Origin of the sequence: Halomonas sp. XH26 (assembly GCF_024138895.1) — a bacterium.
GTDB lineage: Bacteria > Pseudomonadota > Gammaproteobacteria > Pseudomonadales > Halomonadaceae > Vreelandella > Vreelandella alkaliphila.
The window spans coordinates 2,197,338-2,214,215 of sequence record NZ_CP071889.1; the positions used below are offsets into that span (position 1 = coordinate 2,197,338).

The window sequence follows — 16,878 nt, forward strand, 5'->3', positions numbered from 1 at the left end:
AAATGTAGATATTTTTTAAGCGTAGGTTATTTATTCAGTCGGTTCTTTTTCACCCTTTTGCTAAAGAGAGGCGTCCAATGAACGCTCCAGCCACTATCCCCGCACAGCAGCATCATGGTTTCACCCTTGGCCGCTCACCGCAGTCGGACCGCTTACTGCAACTGAGCTTCCCTAAGGAAACAGTGAAAGCGTTTCTTGACGCCGTGTCGGAATGGCCGGTTCAGGCACTGGAATATAAGTCTTTCCTGCGTTTTCGAGTGGCCAAGATTCTTGATGACCTGTGTAAGAACACCCTACAGCCGGTGTTGATCGATACCATGGTGGATCGGGATACAGGGGCATTTCTGGTGACGCCAGAGGGGCTGGATCAGGTTGAGCAGGCCGACGAGATGGTGATATTCGCCACGGCGGTGGCTCACTTGATGGGACGCTCTAATTACGACGCTATGAGCGGCCAGTACTATGCACGGTTTGTGGTGAAGAACGTCGATAACTCAGACAGCTACCTACGTCAGCCGCACCGCGTGATGGAGCTGCATAACGACGGCACGTTCGTGGAGCAGGACACCGACTACGTGCTGATGATGAAAGTTGACGAACAGAACATGCAAGGCGGCAACTCGTTACTGTTGCACCTCGATGACTGGGAAGGGTTAGACAGTTTCTACCCTCACCCACTGGCGCGTCGTAACATGCGCTGGACCGCGCCGCCCAGTAAGAATGTTGATCGCGACATCTACCACCCCGTGTTCGATGTGGACACCGAGGGTCGCCCGATCATGGCCTACATTGACCAGTTCGTTCAGCCGAAGAACTTTGAAGAAGGTAACTGGCTAGCTGACCTGTCTGATTCGCTGGAAGGTAGCCAACATCAGCTATCGGTTCCGGTCGCTACTGGCAGCTTCCTGCTGATTAACAATCACTTCTGGCTGCATGGGCGTGATCGCTTCACCCCGCACCCTGACCTGCGTCGTGAGTTGATGCGTCAGCGTGGCTATTTCACCCATGCCAAAACACTACGTCAGCCTCGTCAGGTATAATCATTTAGAATAAGCTGGCCACCGCCATGACGGTGGCCATTTTCCCTTGGCTACCGAGACGCCTATGTACGACTACATTATTATCGGGGGCGGCATTCTTGGGCTGTCGACTGCCATGCAGCTTATCCGTGCCTATCCTGACAAGAAGATGCTGCTGGTCGAGAAAGAGGATGGCCCAGCCCGCCATCAAACAGGCCACAATAGTGGCGTGATTCATGCGGGGGTTTACTACACGCCTGGCAGCTTAAAGGCGCGTTTTTGTTTAGAGGGCAACCTCGCCACCAAAGCGTTTTGTGACGAACATAGCATTGCCTACGACGAATGCGGCAAGCTGCTGGTCGCCACGAATGACCTCGAACTCCAGCGTATGAAAGCACTGTGGGAGCGCACGGAGGCTAATGGCTTGGAGCGGTATTGGCTGACGGCAGAAGAACTGAACGAACGTGAGCCTAACATCACCGGCGTCGGCGGTATCTTTGTCCCCTCCAGCGGTATCGTCAATTATGCTGAAGTGGCTGCCGCCATGGGCCGCGACTTCGAAGCCGCTGGCGGTGAGATCCGCTACACCACGTCAGTCACCGGCTTAAGTGAGCAAACCAATGAGGTAGTGGTATCCACCAGCCAGGGTGATTTCTCTACCCGCTATATGGTGTCCTGCTCTGGCCTGATGGCAGACCGAGTGGTACGCATGCTGGGTATCGAGCCAGACTTCACCATCTGCCCGTTCCGCGGCGAGTACTTCCGCCTGCCCACGCAGCACAATCAAATCGTTAATCACCTGATCTACCCGATTCCTGACCCTTCGATGCCGTTTCTTGGCGTTCACCTGACGCGCATGATTGACGGCAGCGTAACGGTCGGCCCCAACGCGGTGCTGGCCTGGAAACGTGAAGGCTATCGAAAGACCGACATCTCGTTTTCCGACACGCTCGCCATGCTGCGCCACCGCGGCATCCGCCAAGTGCTGAAAGACAACTTGCGTCCAGGGCTTTCCGAGTTTAAGAACTCACTCTATAAAAAAGGCTACCTTCAGCAAGTGCGTAAGTACTGCCCAAGCTTAACACTGGCAGATCTTGAGCCTTACCCGGCTGGCGTGCGCGCCCAGGCGGTGTCCAACGATGGCAAGCTGGTCGATGACTTCCTGTTCGTCAACACGCCGCGTACTGTCAACGTGTGTAACGCACCCTCGCCTGCGGCGACGTCTGCTATTCCCATTGGGGCGTATATCGTAGAGAAAGTTAAGCAGCAGGTTGGCGATAGCGCCGCCGTAGTATGCTAGGAACTCACGAAGCTGCTTAGTAACGAGCCTGTTTCGGGCGCATAGTTTGCGTCCGAAATATTATTGAGCGGTTACTTAGCCAAAACTACGTAACGCCCTCACCATAGGCTGCATCATAAGAAATGAATCACTCCTAAGCGGCATCGGCTGCCCCTTCGCCATAAATCCAGACGACCGATACAAGCAAACTGCTGCCTCATTGCTGGTTGTAACGTCAAGCGCGAGACAATCGCACTCTTTATCTATCGCCCAGGTTTTAATTTCACCCAGAAGCGCCTTGGCGATGCCTTTCCCTCTTGCCGCAGGCGAAACCCACATTTGGTAGATGTGAGCGGTTTCCACCTCTGGCGCATGTACCACACCCCAAGCAAGCCCTACCGCCCAGCCCCCCTGCTCGGCCACTAACGGAAAAGCCACAAGCCCCCGTGCGCTAAGATCTAAGCGCGCCCGCCAATCAGCATCCGACAATACAGATTCCTGCTCGTAAGTGGCACCAAACGAGTCAGGGGAATCCTTGAGCGATTCCAGCCTAGCGGACTTGTACAACGTCCAATTCTCAGGGGTTAGTACTTTGATGTTGAAGTTTTTCATATAGGGGACTTGCTGCATGGTGCAGAGGTTTCGGGTGATTTAATAAGTTTGTTACCAGTCGCTTTGGTCAGTATCCGGGTAAAAGCGAACTTTCGGATACTTCTAATGTAATGCCATACTCAGTGGCTTGTTCGCTGCAATGCTTTGTTAAATATCAATCGGACTCAGAGCCAGCATCTAGCTTCCGCTATTACCGTTTCAATTCTCTTCTGATGTCCCCGGTGACGCCGGACGCAAAGGTATAGTGTCTCACTCACCGGGTTAGGAAGTCGGTGAGCCTTTATTTGTTCAGGCTTGTGAAACGCCTCAACCGCATGAGCCGGTAATGCTGTAAACCCCAGCCCGATGCTGACAGGCTCCAGAATCAACCCGATCTGGTTTGAGTACCCCTTTCTTAGAAACTGATGACTGTGCTGGAACTCAGGATAATTTTTGCTAAGCAGCAGGTTGGCGTGGTGACTTCCATCAGGATGGTCAATAAAACCGAGGGCCATCAACGTCTCCCAAGATGGCTCCTCAATGGTCTCAGGGGTCACCAATAACAATGATTCTTCCGCGATAGGCTTGCAACTGACCTCGGCCAGGGTAGATTTTGACGTCATGAAGCCAATATCCACAGAAGATTCGGCGATGGCGGTTTCTACGTCGGAGTTGGGTGCAAAGCGGTAATCAATTATGAGTTTTGGATACTTACTCTGCAGCGCCAATAAGCGTGGATATAGCTTAAGCCCAACACTCCCGGGTGACATCACCCGAACTACCCCTTCGTAAGGCGAATCTTCTTGGACTGCCTGCTCCAAACTCGATAACGCCTGCAGAATGTTCTGCGCTTCGATGTATAGCCTTTCGCCTGCCTGCGAGAGTGAGAATTTCTTCCCCTCCCGGATTAGCAACTCAACACCAAGTTGCTCTTCCAACTTACGCACATGCTGGCTCACCCCTGACTGAGTCATGTGGAGACGTTCGGCCGTACGGGTGAAATGTCCTACATCAACGAGGGTGCAAAAGGTAGTTAACCAGGTGGTGTTTATCATCACTATCCATAATTATCACAATCAAAAATGATAATTTTAAGTAATTAAAGGCGTTCTGTAACCTACTATCAGTCACACCAGAGGAGGACAGGCAATGCCCAACGTTTACCCAAGAAGTTTCTCACACATCGGTATTTCTGTACCGGATCTTGAGCGAGCCGTACAGTTCTACACCGAAGTGATGGGCTGGTATCTGATCATGGAACCCACCGAGATCAAAGAGGACGATAGCGCCATCGGAGAGATGTGCACGGATGTCTTCGGAGCCGGGTGGGAAAGCTTCAGAATCGCACATCTATCTACCGGAGACCGGATAGGTATCGAGCTTTTTCAGTTCAAGAATCAGACCAACCCGGAGGATAACTTTGAATACTGGAAAACCGGCGTCTTTCACTTCTCTGTGCAAGACCCCAATTTGGAAGAACTTGTTGACCGTATCGTAGCCGCTGGTGGTAAGCGGCGCATGAAAAAGCCACGCTACTACTATCCAGGTGAGAAGCCCTATCGCATGATTTACATGGAAGATCCATTCGGAAATATTGTGGAAATCTATAGCCATAGCTACGAACTGACCTACAGCGAAGGCGCCTACTAAATTATTAGCGATTAGAATTCGAGCAGGCTTGATAAGCCTGCTTTAAAAACGCCAGTTTCATTAACTTTTTATAAGTTAATTAAAATTAGGTAGCATTTCCAAACTTAGCGCCTTGCTGTATTTCCTAGCACGTTCGCTTAGGCTCGGTTACCCACCATTCAACACAGTCCCGCTTTTTCTTAAGCCCCTCATCCTGCACGTAGTCAGCCAGCTCGTTACGGCTCAGCGTCACATGGTTCACGGCATCTCCATATGCACTGCAATGATGGTCGCATCAGGAGCCGCCCGATGGGTATTCAGTATGTCTTCTATACCCATAATTGGGTGGCGCCAGTATTCAACACGACTACTTCGGGGTGCCTGTTTATGGTGCGCGAGCATTACGGCGCGAAGATTGCCAACAAGATTGCCCGTATCATGGGGTTCCCCCGCATCGCGAAGGTGGACAGGCGTACCTTCACTCGCCACCTTCAAGCCTCGTCGCGTTTTCGGAACTATCTCATGGATTAGTCAAACGACGGTTTAAGCCAAGCTGTCGTTATATGTCCAGGAACAGCCCTTAGGACTATGTACCCAAGTGTTAACAGTAATAGCTGGAAAATGGCTGATTTCTGTGTGCCGGGCAGTGGCCGTTATGATCAGTAAACTTTACATAACACACATAGGCGGTCATGAGTCTGAGTTTTAAGCCCACGATTCGAGTCATACCGAAAACGTCTAGACTAAAGTAGTCCTGTCATGCGTCCGATTGTTTGGACTAGCGAATTCAATGCAGATGAAGCATTTGTAACCGTGTTAAGGCGATCCCAGAATACGCTTTTCGTATCTTCACTCTGCACACCCTCTGGCTTAGACATCTCTTCAGTAAAAATTGCGATATCCGATGCTGCGGCCTGACGCTGCGCTGGCGTTAGGCTCTCATCTATCTCGATGCTACGGCGCAGCTCCGCCAAGACTGATTTTAGCTCGCGCTCAGCGTCAGAGCAGTAGGCATTAACATCCAGCGCGCGTATGTACCCATCCAAAGAGCTGTTGACGACTCCAACCTGACTCTGGATGAACGTTCCACCTGCCACTATATTTGTTACCGGTGTCATCGTCATAGCTACTCGCTGCTCATTGTATAAGTTAATCGCATATTCTAGGTCGTAATGACCGGTTGCTGGTTGATAAAATACGCAATCATGCTCTCGATTAAATAGCTCATGTTCTTGGATCTCATCGGTACGAAGTTCTGTACCGAGTTGCTGAATGAATTCTGGCCTTTCTGCGTAACAGTAAACTGCCACAAATGGAAATGGATCATTGCTCTCTCGGTCTATCACTAGTGCATGATTAAAAGCCTCTGCTTTTTTATCACCTCCAACCCGGGCGGCGAAAGCGATACGAGACTCACGGATTAACAACGAACATGTTGTGCACCTAACCATGGCATTACCTTTAAGTGAAGCAAGCTTAAAACTGAACCCACTTTTCTTTCTTGTAATGTGGCATTGGCAGCCCACTGCAACAAAAACATCGCCAAGATTTCAGACACCGAGGGCACTAATAGTGCTCCTCTACTGTTCAACAATGCTATGCTGCGCATTTAAACAACAACGTCTATTTACCAGAATAGACTACGTGTCGAGACTGCGTAATTAATTTCGCATTTCGGCCAAGAGCAGCCTTTTAGATAATTCTGATATATGTCAGCAGCGTGAAGATTGGAGCGTATATGAACCGTACTGATTAAATTTAGTTTTCGACTGCGAGACGGGCGCGCCACACTTTTAAAACAGCACTACCGACAACCTTAATCTCTGACGCGGATAACGTGTTACCTTTAGCCATATTGCAGACGAAACACGATAAGGCAAGATTACCAGCCGAATATCCCTTTTTCGGCTCAACACAGTCTATATCCCAGGACACGAAGTAGCCTTTACCTTTGCGAAGCCTCAACCGCTTAAGCTCTTTAAATGTGAGACCGCAGTAAGCACATTCATCTCTCTGTACGGTATACCACGATACAAAATCGGCTTTTTCAATATGTAGTCGTTGCTGAGCGCTCTTCTGTTTATCCAAGTACCTTGCTTTTGCCCGTTTTTCCATGTCGCCATATTGACACCACACACAGTCGGCGCGACCTTTTCGAAATGCGTCCTCTGGCGTATATTCCCCACATGAACAACACTCTCGTAATTGCATTTCTACTCGCAAAATTTAACGTTTAGTTATGGGCGGACTTTGGAATGAAGACGACGTTGCAACAGAAAATACGTCCTCATAGCTACGATTGGAGGATACCAGTGTTACTACTCTGTCCATTGCTTTGCCGTGAGTTTATTTATCACCTCTTGTCGAATGTGTGAGAGTTCTGGTGTTTCGTCTACCAATTTCCAATGATCTTGAATGCTCCAATTCTTACAGGAAATCTTCGTGCCGAAGTGGGTTTCAATCTCTATACCAGCGATATGGTAACGAAGAAACGGTCGCTCAAGATCATACCCAGATTTAGTAAGACCTAGGCTGCCAAACTTCTGATCTGAAGTTTTAGTAATTCGGGCTACCGGGAAAAATACCAATTCCTCAAATGGTGTGCCTGCCTCGTACAGAGAAACCATTGCTGTAACCGGAATAGCGTGCTCACAGACCACTGAATCCTCAGAATTTAAGCCTACTTCGCGATAGAGGCACCCAAATTTTCGTGAACCTGCCATACCCATGAAATCATGGCACCCTCTCAGCCTGCGATTGATTTCATCTCGCTTTTCTCTAGGCTTGCGAAAGACAGCAACTTTTTCAATGGTAAGAAGATTTGCTTTACAAAGCGCAATCTGTTCCGCGATCACATCCGCAGTTGTGGCGCCATGTTTATTTCTTATACTTGGGATAAAAATAACCATGTCAGCTAACTCTCCAAACGTCCGCTGCTGGACGTGAACCCCGTTCTTTGATAGCGCTTAGTAACTTTGACTTATTAAGTTTTGCCAGTCGAAATAAAGCGAGCACTGCCGTTCTTTGTATATGTGGCTTACGAGCTCCACCCTAGATAATAGTTCCCACCATTAGAAAATGACTTGAAGATGTCAGTTTTCGGCTGAGACTGTGTGAAAACGCTTGGGGAGTCTCGGTCCGGCCAAAAAATGATCAAAAATCGCGCTCCCTCGCTAAACTTGGTCATCTTCGTGGCAAAATTTCTCCAGATTTCGCGTACGGACGTCAACTTCTGGACGGTTTAAGAGTTTTCACACAGCCTCGGTCGAAAGCCGATATTGCATATACCACTTTACACAAGCCGCCCTCCCCCTGAGGCGTGACCCAGCCTCTCAAACAAAATCTTCTTAGCCTTAACGCTAGCAGATAAACCTCAGCCCCGTCATTAGTCATTAGCCGCGCATTGCGGTCTTCTGCCACGCCTAGAGCCTGTTCGCTCATAACACCTTTTAGCTTCTTCCATCACCAAAACAAAAAAGCTGATGCGGTGAACCAAGTTAGCACGGTCAACTGCATCGTCGCGTTACTGGTTTGTTTAATAAGGGGGTCTTGAAGCAACTGCTCTCCTCGGCTTCATTTCCTTATGCTGAACACGGTAAGCTTGGGGGCAACACCGCTGCTAATGGCTAAAAATCAACGATGACTTCCCATTGGATACTTGGCCCAGGGGCCATTGGTCGCCTGTTGGCGCATTCGCTTTCCCCCTTGACTGACACCACTTTAATTGGCCGACGTGGGCTACCTGAACAACAGCGCCTAACCTCCCCTGAAGGTGAAGAGCAAACTAAGCGACTGGCGAGCGTTACGGTTGCGGAACTGACTTCTCACCCACTGCCCGCACCTGGGTTTGTACATCTCACCACCAAAGCCATGGCCGCCGAGGCGGCGCTTGCCAGCATTGCCGATGTGGTTGCGCCCACGACCCCGCTGGTGCTGTGGCAAAACGGTTTTTTAGCACAACCACGTATTACACAAACGTGGCCTGGGCCAGTGCTGTGCGCGACCACTACTCAGGGCGCTTATCTCACTGGAGATGACAGTGTGGTTCACGCAGGGCGCGGGCCGACGTTTATTGGTGATTTAGATAATCAGCACGCGGGATTGGCGAAGACGTTAGCGGCGCTATTGAGTGAGGCAGGCTTTACCGCAACGGCGGTGAGCGATATACGCCAACGCTCGTGGCAAAAATTGGCGGTGAATGCGGCGATCAACCCATTGGTGGCGCTCAATGGCGTGCGCAATGGTGAGCTGCGCGGTGATGCTTATGCAGGCCGTTTGGCAGCGGTGGTCAAAGAGGTCGCGGCGATTCTAAAGCAGGAAAACATTGCCCCCCCGAATGGTGGCGAAAATGAAGACGCGTGGTTGGCGCTTGTGTGGCAGGTGGTGGAGAACACCGCTAACAATAAGGCCTCGATGTTGCAGGATGTTGAGGCTAAACGCCCCACCGAGCGCGGGGCGATTTTAGGGCCGTTGATTGATAGCGCCGAGCGCCATGGCTTGCCGTTTGGGGTGTTGAAGGAGCTCGATAGCGAATTGGCTAAATTGGAGGCGGAGTTTTAGGGAAAATTTAGTGGCTGAATCATCGCGCGCTAAAGCGCCTTCCCATAATATTAAATTGCCCTTATTTACGGTGCTGTCAGGGCTGTGCTGTTCCACTTACAACCGCTGCGCTGGTCTGCCATTGCGGGTGCGCTTCGCTTACCGCGCACTACAAAACCCGTATGCTCCATCGCATAAATGCACAATAAAGCCCGTGTATTTAGCCGTTTAGCAAATTGTAGCGCGCTAGAGCGCCCTCCCGTCATCAGGGAGGGCTGCTTTCTACATCACGTTACAGGAATCATCACTACGTTCTGAAAGGCGGGACGTTCTGCAAGCTGTTGGTACCAGCGCTCCAGGCTGGGGCGCCGCTGCCAGGTTAACCCAATGTTCCATAAATTATAGATAAAAGGCGCTAAGGCGATGTCGCCGAGGCCAAATTCATCGCCGGAAAACCAGGGTTGGCTTTGGTTTGCCAGCGCGTTATCTAGCAGTTCGAATGACCTTTCACAGGCTAGCATTCCGGCATCAATAGCATCGTTATCACGCTCTTCCGGCGGTGTTCTTACGAACCCCTGCAAAATAACGCGGTGCCTGGGCGAAAGCGTATTGTTCGCCCAGTCCATCCATTTCTCTGCCTGGGCGCGCTTGGCGGGGTCATCTATCCATAAGCTACCTTGGCCATACTGCGCGGCCAAGTAGCGGATAATGGTGTTAGATTCCCATAACACGCTATCGGTCGCGTCGTCTTTAAGTAGCGGCACTAGCCCATTGGGGTTCATGGCCAAGTACGCTGAGGTATTGTTGACCCCGTGCTGCATTCCTGCCGGAATTTGTTCAAACGCCAAGCCGAGCTCTTCAAGTACCCAGCGTACTTTTTTGACGTTAGTCGAGTTATTGCGGCCCCAAAGCGTAATCATGGCAGTCCTTTTTCTGGGCATACATCTGAGAATAGTGAAGAAAATGAGTGTGCCCGCCCTTGAGGCCAGTGGCAAGGGGCGGCTTATGCCGCCCTCTCGCGGGTGCCTCATGTTGATCGTTCCGCGCAAAACTCGTTACCACGCGCTAAACCGCCACTTGCTCCTCACCATTTTCCATTCACGCCTTAGCCTCACTCCTTATCTTGATAAAACTGCAGCAGGCTAGAGAAGTCGAGTTTGCCGTTGCCACCTGCTTTATGCAGGGTGAATAGCGAACGTGCGGCAGAGCCCATGGGCACCGGTGAGGCGCTTTGCTGGCTAACATCCATAGCGAGCCCCAGGTCTTTAATCATTAGATCCACCTGGAAACCGCCTTGGTAGCCTTTCGAGGCGGGGGCATTTTCCATCACGCCGGGGTACGGGTTGTAAACGTTTAGCGCCCAGTTTCCTCCAGAGCTTTGTTTCATTATTTCGGAAAGCACCGCTGGGTCCAGGCCGTTTTTGACGCCCATGTTGATCGCTTCGCATGTGCCCGCCATCAGGATGGAAAGCAGCATGTTGTTGCACACTTTGGCCACCTGCCCTGCGCCGTGGTCGCCAGCGTGGAAGATATTTTTACCCATCACGTCGAGTACGGGCTTGGCCTGTTCAAACTGTGCAGCGCTACCGCCAACAATGAAGGTCAAGGTACCCGCCTGTGCTCCGCCTACCCCACCAGACACCGGCGCATCAACAAAGCCAACGCCTTTTTCAGCGCCAGCGGCAGCCACGCTGCGGGCGGTATCCGCATCAATGGTCGAGCAGTCAATCACCAGAGCGCTCTTTTTGATGACATCAAACAGCGGCTCGTCGCCATCCACATACAGCCCACGCACATGTTTGCCTGCGGGCAGCATGGAAATAATAAAATCTGCGTCGGTGGCCGCTGCTTTTGCAGAGGCTGCCACTTCACAGCCTTGGGATTTCGCTGTTTCCAAGGCTTGTTCAGAAAGATCGAACGCGCGAACGTTAAAGCCCGCTTTCGCCAAGTTGGCCGCCATGGGGCCGCCCATATTGCCTAAACCGATAAACGCGACAGTGGTCATCTTTATTGTCCTTGTTAGAAAATTGATGGGGAAATGGGTTGAAGAAATAGCTTAGTGAAGATCCGCCAGAGGGCTCTTTTGCCACGGCGAAGCCAGCAGCTCATCGATAAAAGTTTGTTCGACGGACGCGACATCTGGGTATTTCCAGGCAGGCTTACCGTCTTTATCGACCAACAGCGCACGTACGCCTTCGGGGAACTCCTGATGGCGGCAACACTGCACTGAAAGCGCCAGCTCAAACTGAAACACCTCAGCCAACGACATGTGCTTGGCACGTTTTAGCTGCTCATCAATCAGCTTCACTGATACGGGGCTGCCGTGGGAAAGCGTTTTCTGCGCTTTGCTGAACCATTTGTCGTCACTGCGAACCGCCAGTACGGCATCCACGGTTTGCTCAACCGTATCGTGATCCATTAGCTCACGAATCAATGCGGCGGATTTTTGAACCGGCGATTCCAGCTCGGCGAATACCTCTTGAGACGCTTGTTCAAACTCGCGCAGCACGCGATTGACGACACCATGGGCGTCAGTTTGCTTTCCTTCTCCCCAGGTGGCATCCATCAGTTTTTGAGCCAGATCTGCGCGGTAATGGCTAGCAATCGCGCGATCAGCCAGGCCGAGATGAACGGCATCTGGCGCGTTAATTTGACTGCCGGTCATGGCTAAAAAGCGTCCGGTACCATTTGGCAGACGGTTTAAAAACCAGCTAGCGCCAACGTCCGGGTAAAGGCCAATCGTCACTTCTGGCATCGCCAGCCGAGAGGTTTCCGTCACGATTCGGTGGCTGCTACCGCTAAGCAATCCCATTCCCCCACCCATCACAATACCGCTGCCCCAGCAAATGACCGGCTTGGGATAGGTGTGCAGCAGGTAATCCAGGCGGTACTCGTGTTCAAAGAAGCGCTCAGGAAAATCTGGCTCGCTGTCACCTTTAATCGCTTTATACAGATTGACGACATCGCCCCCTGCGCAAAACGCTTTTTCACCAGCGCTATCCAACAGAACAGCGACAACTCGCTCGTCGGTTTGCCACGCTTTCAAGCGCGGCAGAATTTCTTCAATCATCTCTAACGTCAAGGCATTCAGCGAACGCTCGGCGTTAAGCTTGATCTCGCCAATAACATGGCCATCTTGGGTGGCGTGTTCAGCAAACAGTACGCTACTCATTCCATTGTCCTTGTAGTTGGCTACAGCTCAGAGGCACCATCAGAGAGCACGCGACGGGAAATAATCAGCCGCATGATTTCGTTAGTTCCTTCCAAAATACGGTGTACACGAGAGTCACGCACATAGCGCTCCATCGGATACTCTTTAATGTAGCCGTTGCCACCATAGAGCTGCAGCGCCTCATCACACACCTTGAAGCCGACATCAGTCGCAAAGCGCTTAGCCATGGCGCAATAGGTAGTGGCATCGGGGTGGCCAGCATCCAGTTTTGTGGCTGCCATACGCACTAACTGGCGAGCCGCGACAAGCTCAGTAACCATATCCGCCATACGGAACTGAAGCGCCTGGAAGTCTGCCAAACGCTTGCCAAACTGCTTACGCTCCAGCATATATTCACGGGCTTTGTTGATCGCCTGCTGGGCGGTGCCGATTGAGCAAGTAGCGATGTTGATACGACCGCCATCCAAGCCTTTCATGGCAATTTTAAAGCCGTCACCTTCGTTGCCTAACAGGTGGTTGGCGGGAACGCGCACATCTTCAAAGGTAATCATGCGGGTTGGCTGACTGTTCCAGCCCATTTTGTCTTCCTTACGGCCGTAACTAATGCCGCTTGCTTTCGCATCAACCGCAAAGGCAGAAACGCCGCTGGGGCCTTCGCCCCCAGTACGTGCCATCACTACCAAAAAGTCGGTGCTGCCCGCGCCAGAGATAAACATCTTGCTACCGTTGAGTACGTAGTCATCGCCATCACGCTTGGCGGTGGTTTTAAGCGAGGCCGCATCAGAGCCTGCATTGGGTTCAGTTAAGCAGTAAGAACCCAGCAACTCGCCAGTGGCGAGCTTTTCGCCCCACTGTTCCACTGCTTCAGAGGTGCCGAAGTCAGCCAGCATCCACGTCACCATATTATGAATGGTGAGATAAGCGGTGGTTGAGGTACAGCCCATGGAAAGCTGTTCAAAAATAATGCTGGCATCTAGGCGGGAAAGACCAAGCCCGCCAACGCGCTCTGGCGCGTAAAGTGAACAAAAACCTAACTCCCCCGCTTTGCGGATAACATCAACAGGAAAGAGGGCTTCTGCATCCCACTGTGCAGCGTGGGGCTCTAACTCGTTCTGGGCGAATGCCCGAGCCATATCGGAAAAAGCGACCTGGTCTTCACTTAACTCAAAATTCATGGCGAATCTCCGCAGCATGCGTCGCTGAACAGCCTTTGAGCAGGCTGGGCAGCTTGGCGTTTGCTATTATCTTTATTAGCCGTTGGCGTTATTGGCAATTGTCTTTACTGGCTATCGTCTTTACTGGCAATGTTGACGTTTACGTTAACTTATATTCTTACTCTGACAGGTGCAACCGGCTTAGCTCACTACCTTTGGCGTAGAGGCGTGATTTGGGCAGAAAAAAGGGTGCCCTAGGGCACCCAATCATCGAACAGAACCGGTTATTTGAAATTTTTGCGATACATTTTGGTGAGCTCACCCACAATGCCGCTGCGGAAGCTAAGTACGCAGACAACAAAGATAATACCCAGAATGACGCTTACCCAGTTACCCAACGGCGACTGTGCCAAAATGTGCTGCAGGCTAACCACAATGCCCGCACCCATAAGGGGCCCAAGCAGGGTGCCTACCCCACCCAGCAGCGTCATTAGGATAACTTCACCCGACATGTGCCAGTGTGCATCGGTTAACGACGCCAGCTGAAACACGACGGTTTTAGTAGACCCCGCTAACCCGGCCAACGCCGCAGAGAGAACAAACGCCAGCAGCTTGTAAGCATCAACGTTGTAGCCCAGCGAAATAGCACGCGGTTCATTTTCACGAATCGCTTTAAGCACCTGCCCAAAGGGGGAATGCACGGTGCGTTGGATTAGCGCAAAACCAAATATGAAGATGGCAAAAACGAAGTAATACATCGCCAGGTTGCTGCTCAAACTGATCACGCCAAACAAGTCACCGCGTGGCACGCCATGCAAGCCATCCTCACCACCGGTAAACGATGACTGAACAAAGACGAAAAACATCAGCTGAGCCAGTGCCAATGTCACCATGGCAAAGTAAATGCCCTGACGCCGGATCGAAAGCACCCCGAATAACAGCCCTAACAGGGTTGCCATTAAGGTGCCCGCAATAATCCCCACCTCTGGCGTTAGCCCTGGATAGCTTGCCAACAAGTAGCCGGTAACATAACCACCGGTGGCTAAAAATGCCGCGTGCCCGAACGAGAGCAACCCCGCATAGCCCAGCAACAAATTAAAGGCGCAGGCAAAAAGCGCGAAGCATAGAATTTTCATTAGAAAAACGGGATAGGCCAAAAAAGGAGCGACTAGCCCGATGGCCAAGAGCGCTATATAAAACATGTTACGGCGCATTTTGGCCCGCTTCTGTCGCTCTTTTACGGCTGATGGCGCATTGAGTGCTTGAGAATCTGCCATGGTTATGCCTCCTTACCGAACAGCCCAGCGGGGCGTAACATGAGCACCAATATCATCACCAAGAAGATCACGGTATTGGAGGCTTCGGGGTAATACACTTTGGTTAAGCCTTCGATGATCCCCATACCCAGGCCAGTAAGAATCGCACCTAGAATAGATCCCATTCCACCAATGACGACCACCGCGAACACCACAATCAGCAAGCTTGACCCCATGGTCGGTGATACAGGATATAGCGGCGCTGCCAACACCCCCGCAAAAGCGGCTAGCGCTACGCCAAAGCCATAAGTAAGCGTAATTAATAGCGGTACGTTTACCCCAAACGCTTGCATCAGCTGGGAGTTTTCAGTACCTGCACGCAGATAAGCCCCAACCGGGTGCGCTCAATCATAAACCAGGTAAATAGACACATGGCCAGTGCCGCTACCAGCACCCAGGCACGGTAGGTAGGCAGGAACATGAAGCCTAGATTCAGGCCGCCTTGCAGTGCTTCAGGAGTCGCGTACCGCGCACCCGAAACGCCAAAGAAATTTACCAGCGTGCCTTCAAAAATTAGTGCCAACCCGAAGGTGAGCAGCAGTCCATAAAGATGGTCTAAATGGGCAATGCGACGCAGTAAAAAGCGCTCCATTAACATGCCGAAACCACCCACCACCAGTGGCACCAGAAACAGCGCCAGCCAATAGTTGATGCCTAAATAGCGAAAGCCTAGCAGTGCGGCGAAGGCTCCCAGCATGTATTGCGCCCCATGGGCAAAGTTGACGATCTTCAGTAGGCCGAAGATGACCGCCAGACCCAAGCTAAGCAGTGCGTAAAAGGCTCCATTCACAAGCCCAAGCGTTAGCTGGCCCATGAAAACGGCTAATGGCACGCCGAATATCATCGTCATTGTATGACTCTCCTCGCCATCAAGCGGTTGGTGGCAAGTTGCCACCAACCAGTTCTAACGTCACTTGCGGTTGTTATTCGACTTAGTTTTGAACCAGTTTGCACTGGCTATCAGAGAGCGGACGGTAGGCTTCATCGGCAGGAATGGTGCTGAGGATTTCATACAGATCCCACTCACCGGTAGACTCTTCCGGTGTTTTCACTTGGGCAAGGTACATGTCATGAATCATACGACCATCTTCACGAATGGAGCCGTTACGCGCAAAGAAGTCTTCAATAGGCATATCAGCCATCTGGGCGCGTACAACTTCAGGGTCGTCGGTTCCCGCTGCTTCTACGGCTTTCAGGTAGTGCATGGTGCTTGAGTAGATACCCGCCTGAACCATGGTGGGCATACGGCCAACTTCTTCAAAGTAGCGCTCTGACCATTCACGAGACTCTTCATCCATGTTCCAGTACCAGCCAGTGGTTAGCAGCAGCCCTTGGGTGGATTCCAGACCTAGCGCGTGAACATCGTTGAGGAAAATCAATAGGCCTGCTAGCTGCTGGCCGCTCTGCGTGAGACCGAACTGGCTAGCGGTGGTGATCGCGTTAACAGTGTCGGCGCCAGCGTTAGCCAAACCAACAATCTTCGCACCAGACCCTTGGGCCTGCAGGATGTAAGAGGAGAAGTCGCTTGTCGGGAACGGGTGACGCACGCCGCCAACAATCTCGCCGCCATTGGCTTCAACTACGTTGGTCACATCAGCTTCCAGCGCATGGCCGAACGCATAATCAGCGGTTAACAAGAACCAGCTATCGCCGCCCTGCTCTACGACTGCCTTTGCGGTACCGTTCGCCAGCGGGTAAGTATCGTAAACCCAGTGGATGTGGTTTGGCGTGCAGTGTTCATTGGTAATGCTTGATGCCGCAGAACCCGACACAATGCCCAGGCCATTGTTTTCTTCAAGCACTTTAGTGACGGCAATAGACACCGAGGACGCCACTAGGCCACCCACCATGTCGACGTTACGCTGGTCGATCCACTCACGCACCGTGTTAGCACCGACGTCGGCACTGTTACGATCATCAGCACTAAAAATCACGATGGGCGAGCCGTTAACACTGCCACCAAAATCAGCAACCGCCATTTCCATGGCTGTTTCGCCACCTGGACCAGCTAAGTCACGGTAAGTACCTGACATATCTGCCAAATAACCAATGCGTACCTCATTATCGCTAATTTCAGCGTGAGCGGTTGAGACTGCCATAGTAGAAGCGGCGGCAACGGCGATGCTGGCGGTCAGCGTTTTTTTCATAAAGGTCATGTTCGTCTCCTGGCCCTTGAGGC

Annotated in this window: 15 protein-coding genes and 1 pseudogene; 4 read left to right on the forward strand and 12 right to left on the reverse strand. The window is 51.6% G+C overall.

All coding sequences use genetic code 11. The features are described 5' to 3' along the window. Positions 1 to 77 precede the first annotated feature (77 nt). Positions 78 to 1,040 carry a glutarate dioxygenase GlaH gene (glaH, locus tag J4377_RS10200; RefSeq protein ID WP_253485446.1) on the forward strand — a complete coding sequence of 321 codons (963 nt, stop codon included), beginning with the start codon at positions 78 to 80 and terminating at the stop codon, positions 1,038 to 1,040. Positions 1,041 to 1,104: 64 nt separating this feature from the next. Then, positions 1,105 to 2,319 (forward strand): L-2-hydroxyglutarate oxidase, encoded by a 1,215-nt coding sequence (gene lhgO, locus J4377_RS10205; protein ID WP_198349574.1) that lies wholly within the window; start codon positions 1,105 to 1,107, stop codon positions 2,317 to 2,319. Between the two features lie 75 nt (positions 2,320 to 2,394). On the opposite strand, the gene J4377_RS10210 is transcribed toward lhgO, so the two are convergent. Both J4377_RS10210 and J4377_RS10215 read right to left on the reverse strand, forming a co-directional pair. Then, positions 2,395 to 2,910 (reverse strand): N-acetyltransferase, encoded by a 516-nt coding sequence (locus J4377_RS10210; protein ID WP_198349573.1) that lies wholly within the window; start codon positions 2,908 to 2,910, stop codon positions 2,395 to 2,397. Between the two features lie 164 nt (positions 2,911 to 3,074). Further along, on the reverse strand, positions 3,075 to 3,944 hold the full coding sequence (locus tag J4377_RS10215) for a LysR family transcriptional regulator (RefSeq protein ID WP_253485447.1): 870 nt from the start codon (positions 3,942 to 3,944) through the stop codon (positions 3,075 to 3,077). Between the two features lie 94 nt (positions 3,945 to 4,038). Here J4377_RS10215 and J4377_RS10220 point away from each other — a divergent pair, with 94 nt between their 5' ends. Next, complete coding sequence (locus J4377_RS10220) at positions 4,039 to 4,539, forward strand: lactoylglutathione lyase family protein (protein WP_198349571.1); 501 nt, start codon at positions 4,039 to 4,041, stop codon at positions 4,537 to 4,539. A 237-nt stretch (positions 4,540 to 4,776) separates the two neighbouring features. Here J4377_RS10220 and J4377_RS10225 read toward each other — a convergent pair whose 3' ends face one another. The 3 genes from J4377_RS10225 to J4377_RS10235 all read right to left on the reverse strand — a co-directional run bounded on the left by J4377_RS10225 (position 4,777) and on the right by J4377_RS10235 (position 7,427). Next, entirely contained in the window at positions 4,777 to 5,007 is a 231-nt protein-coding gene (locus J4377_RS10225; RefSeq protein WP_253485449.1) for a hypothetical protein, read from the reverse strand. A 254-nt stretch (positions 5,008 to 5,261) separates the two neighbouring features. Beyond that, a complete protein-coding gene (locus J4377_RS10230; protein ID WP_253485451.1) occupies positions 5,262 to 5,945 on the reverse strand; it encodes a hypothetical protein in 684 nt (227 codons plus the stop codon). A gap of 891 nt (positions 5,946 to 6,836) precedes the next feature. Continuing rightward, positions 6,837 to 7,427 (reverse strand): hypothetical protein, encoded by a 591-nt coding sequence (locus J4377_RS10235; RefSeq protein ID WP_253485452.1) that lies wholly within the window; start codon positions 7,425 to 7,427, stop codon positions 6,837 to 6,839. A gap of 730 nt (positions 7,428 to 8,157) precedes the next feature. Here J4377_RS10235 and J4377_RS10240 point away from each other — a divergent pair. Continuing rightward, positions 8,158 to 9,078: a ketopantoate reductase family protein gene (locus tag J4377_RS10240; RefSeq protein WP_253485454.1), complete on the forward strand. Its 921-nt coding sequence runs from the start codon at positions 8,158 to 8,160 to the stop codon at positions 9,076 to 9,078. A gap of 266 nt (positions 9,079 to 9,344) precedes the next feature. Here the strand turns inward: J4377_RS10240 and J4377_RS10245 are convergent, their stop codons facing one another. The 7 genes and pseudogenes from J4377_RS10245 to J4377_RS10275 form a co-directional block, all read right to left on the reverse strand. Further along, entirely contained in the window at positions 9,345 to 9,977 is a 633-nt protein-coding gene (locus J4377_RS10245; protein WP_253485456.1) for a glutathione S-transferase family protein, read from the reverse strand. Between the two features lie 191 nt (positions 9,978 to 10,168). After that, on the reverse strand, positions 10,169 to 11,089 hold the full coding sequence (mmsB, locus tag J4377_RS10250; protein ID WP_301271696.1) for a 3-hydroxyisobutyrate dehydrogenase: 921 nt from the start codon (positions 11,087 to 11,089) through the stop codon (positions 10,169 to 10,171). Between the two features lie 24 nt (positions 11,090 to 11,113). After that, on the reverse strand, positions 11,114 to 12,229 hold the full coding sequence (locus tag J4377_RS10255) for an enoyl-CoA hydratase/isomerase family protein (protein WP_253485460.1): 1,116 nt from the start codon (positions 12,227 to 12,229) through the stop codon (positions 11,114 to 11,116). A 20-nt stretch (positions 12,230 to 12,249) separates the two neighbouring features. Beyond that, entirely contained in the window at positions 12,250 to 13,404 is a 1,155-nt protein-coding gene (locus J4377_RS10260; protein WP_253485461.1) for an acyl-CoA dehydrogenase family protein, read from the reverse strand. A gap of 263 nt (positions 13,405 to 13,667) precedes the next feature. After that, positions 13,668 to 14,660, reverse strand: a complete 993-nt coding sequence (locus tag J4377_RS10265; protein ID WP_038485111.1) for a branched-chain amino acid ABC transporter permease — start codon at positions 14,658 to 14,660, stop codon at positions 13,668 to 13,670. Between the two features lie 2 nt (positions 14,661 to 14,662). Next, positions 14,663 to 15,549: pseudogene (locus J4377_RS10270) on the reverse strand (branched-chain amino acid ABC transporter permease). Between the two features lie 82 nt (positions 15,550 to 15,631). Continuing rightward, a complete protein-coding gene (locus J4377_RS10275) occupies positions 15,632 to 16,855 on the reverse strand; it encodes an ABC transporter substrate-binding protein (protein WP_038485117.1) in 1,224 nt (407 codons plus the stop codon). Positions 16,856 to 16,878 lie beyond the last annotated feature (23 nt).

Excerpts from the sequence above, each read along its gene's own strand:
- glaH (WP_253485446.1), top strand. The coding sequence starts at position 78 with ATGAACGCTCCAGCCACTATCCCCGCACAGCAGCATCATGGTTTCACC.
- lhgO (WP_198349574.1), top strand. The coding sequence starts at position 1,105 with ATGTACGACTACATTATTATCGGGGGCGGCATTCTTGGGCTGTCGACT.
- J4377_RS10210 (WP_198349573.1), bottom strand. The coding sequence starts at position 2,910 with ATGAAAAACTTCAACATCAAAGTACTAACCCCTGAGAATTGGACGTTG.
- J4377_RS10215 (WP_253485447.1), bottom strand. The coding sequence starts at position 3,944 with ATGATAAACACCACCTGGTTAACTACCTTTTGCACCCTCGTTGATGTA.
- J4377_RS10220 (WP_198349571.1), top strand. The coding sequence starts at position 4,039 with ATGCCCAACGTTTACCCAAGAAGTTTCTCACACATCGGTATTTCTGTA.
- J4377_RS10235 (WP_253485452.1), bottom strand. The coding sequence starts at position 7,427 with ATGGTTATTTTTATCCCAAGTATAAGAAATAAACATGGCGCCACAACT.
- J4377_RS10240 (WP_253485454.1), top strand. The coding sequence starts at position 8,158 with ATGACTTCCCATTGGATACTTGGCCCAGGGGCCATTGGTCGCCTGTTG.
- J4377_RS10245 (WP_253485456.1), bottom strand. The coding sequence starts at position 9,977 with ATGATTACGCTTTGGGGCCGCAATAACTCGACTAACGTCAAAAAAGTA.
- J4377_RS10255 (WP_253485460.1), bottom strand. The coding sequence starts at position 12,229 with ATGAGTAGCGTACTGTTTGCTGAACACGCCACCCAAGATGGCCATGTT.
- J4377_RS10260 (WP_253485461.1), bottom strand. The coding sequence starts at position 13,404 with ATGAATTTTGAGTTAAGTGAAGACCAGGTCGCTTTTTCCGATATGGCT.
- J4377_RS10265 (WP_038485111.1), bottom strand. The coding sequence starts at position 14,660 with ATGGCAGATTCTCAAGCACTCAATGCGCCATCAGCCGTAAAAGAGCGA.
- J4377_RS10275 (WP_038485117.1), bottom strand. The coding sequence starts at position 16,855 with ATGACCTTTATGAAAAAAACGCTGACCGCCAGCATCGCCGTTGCCGCC.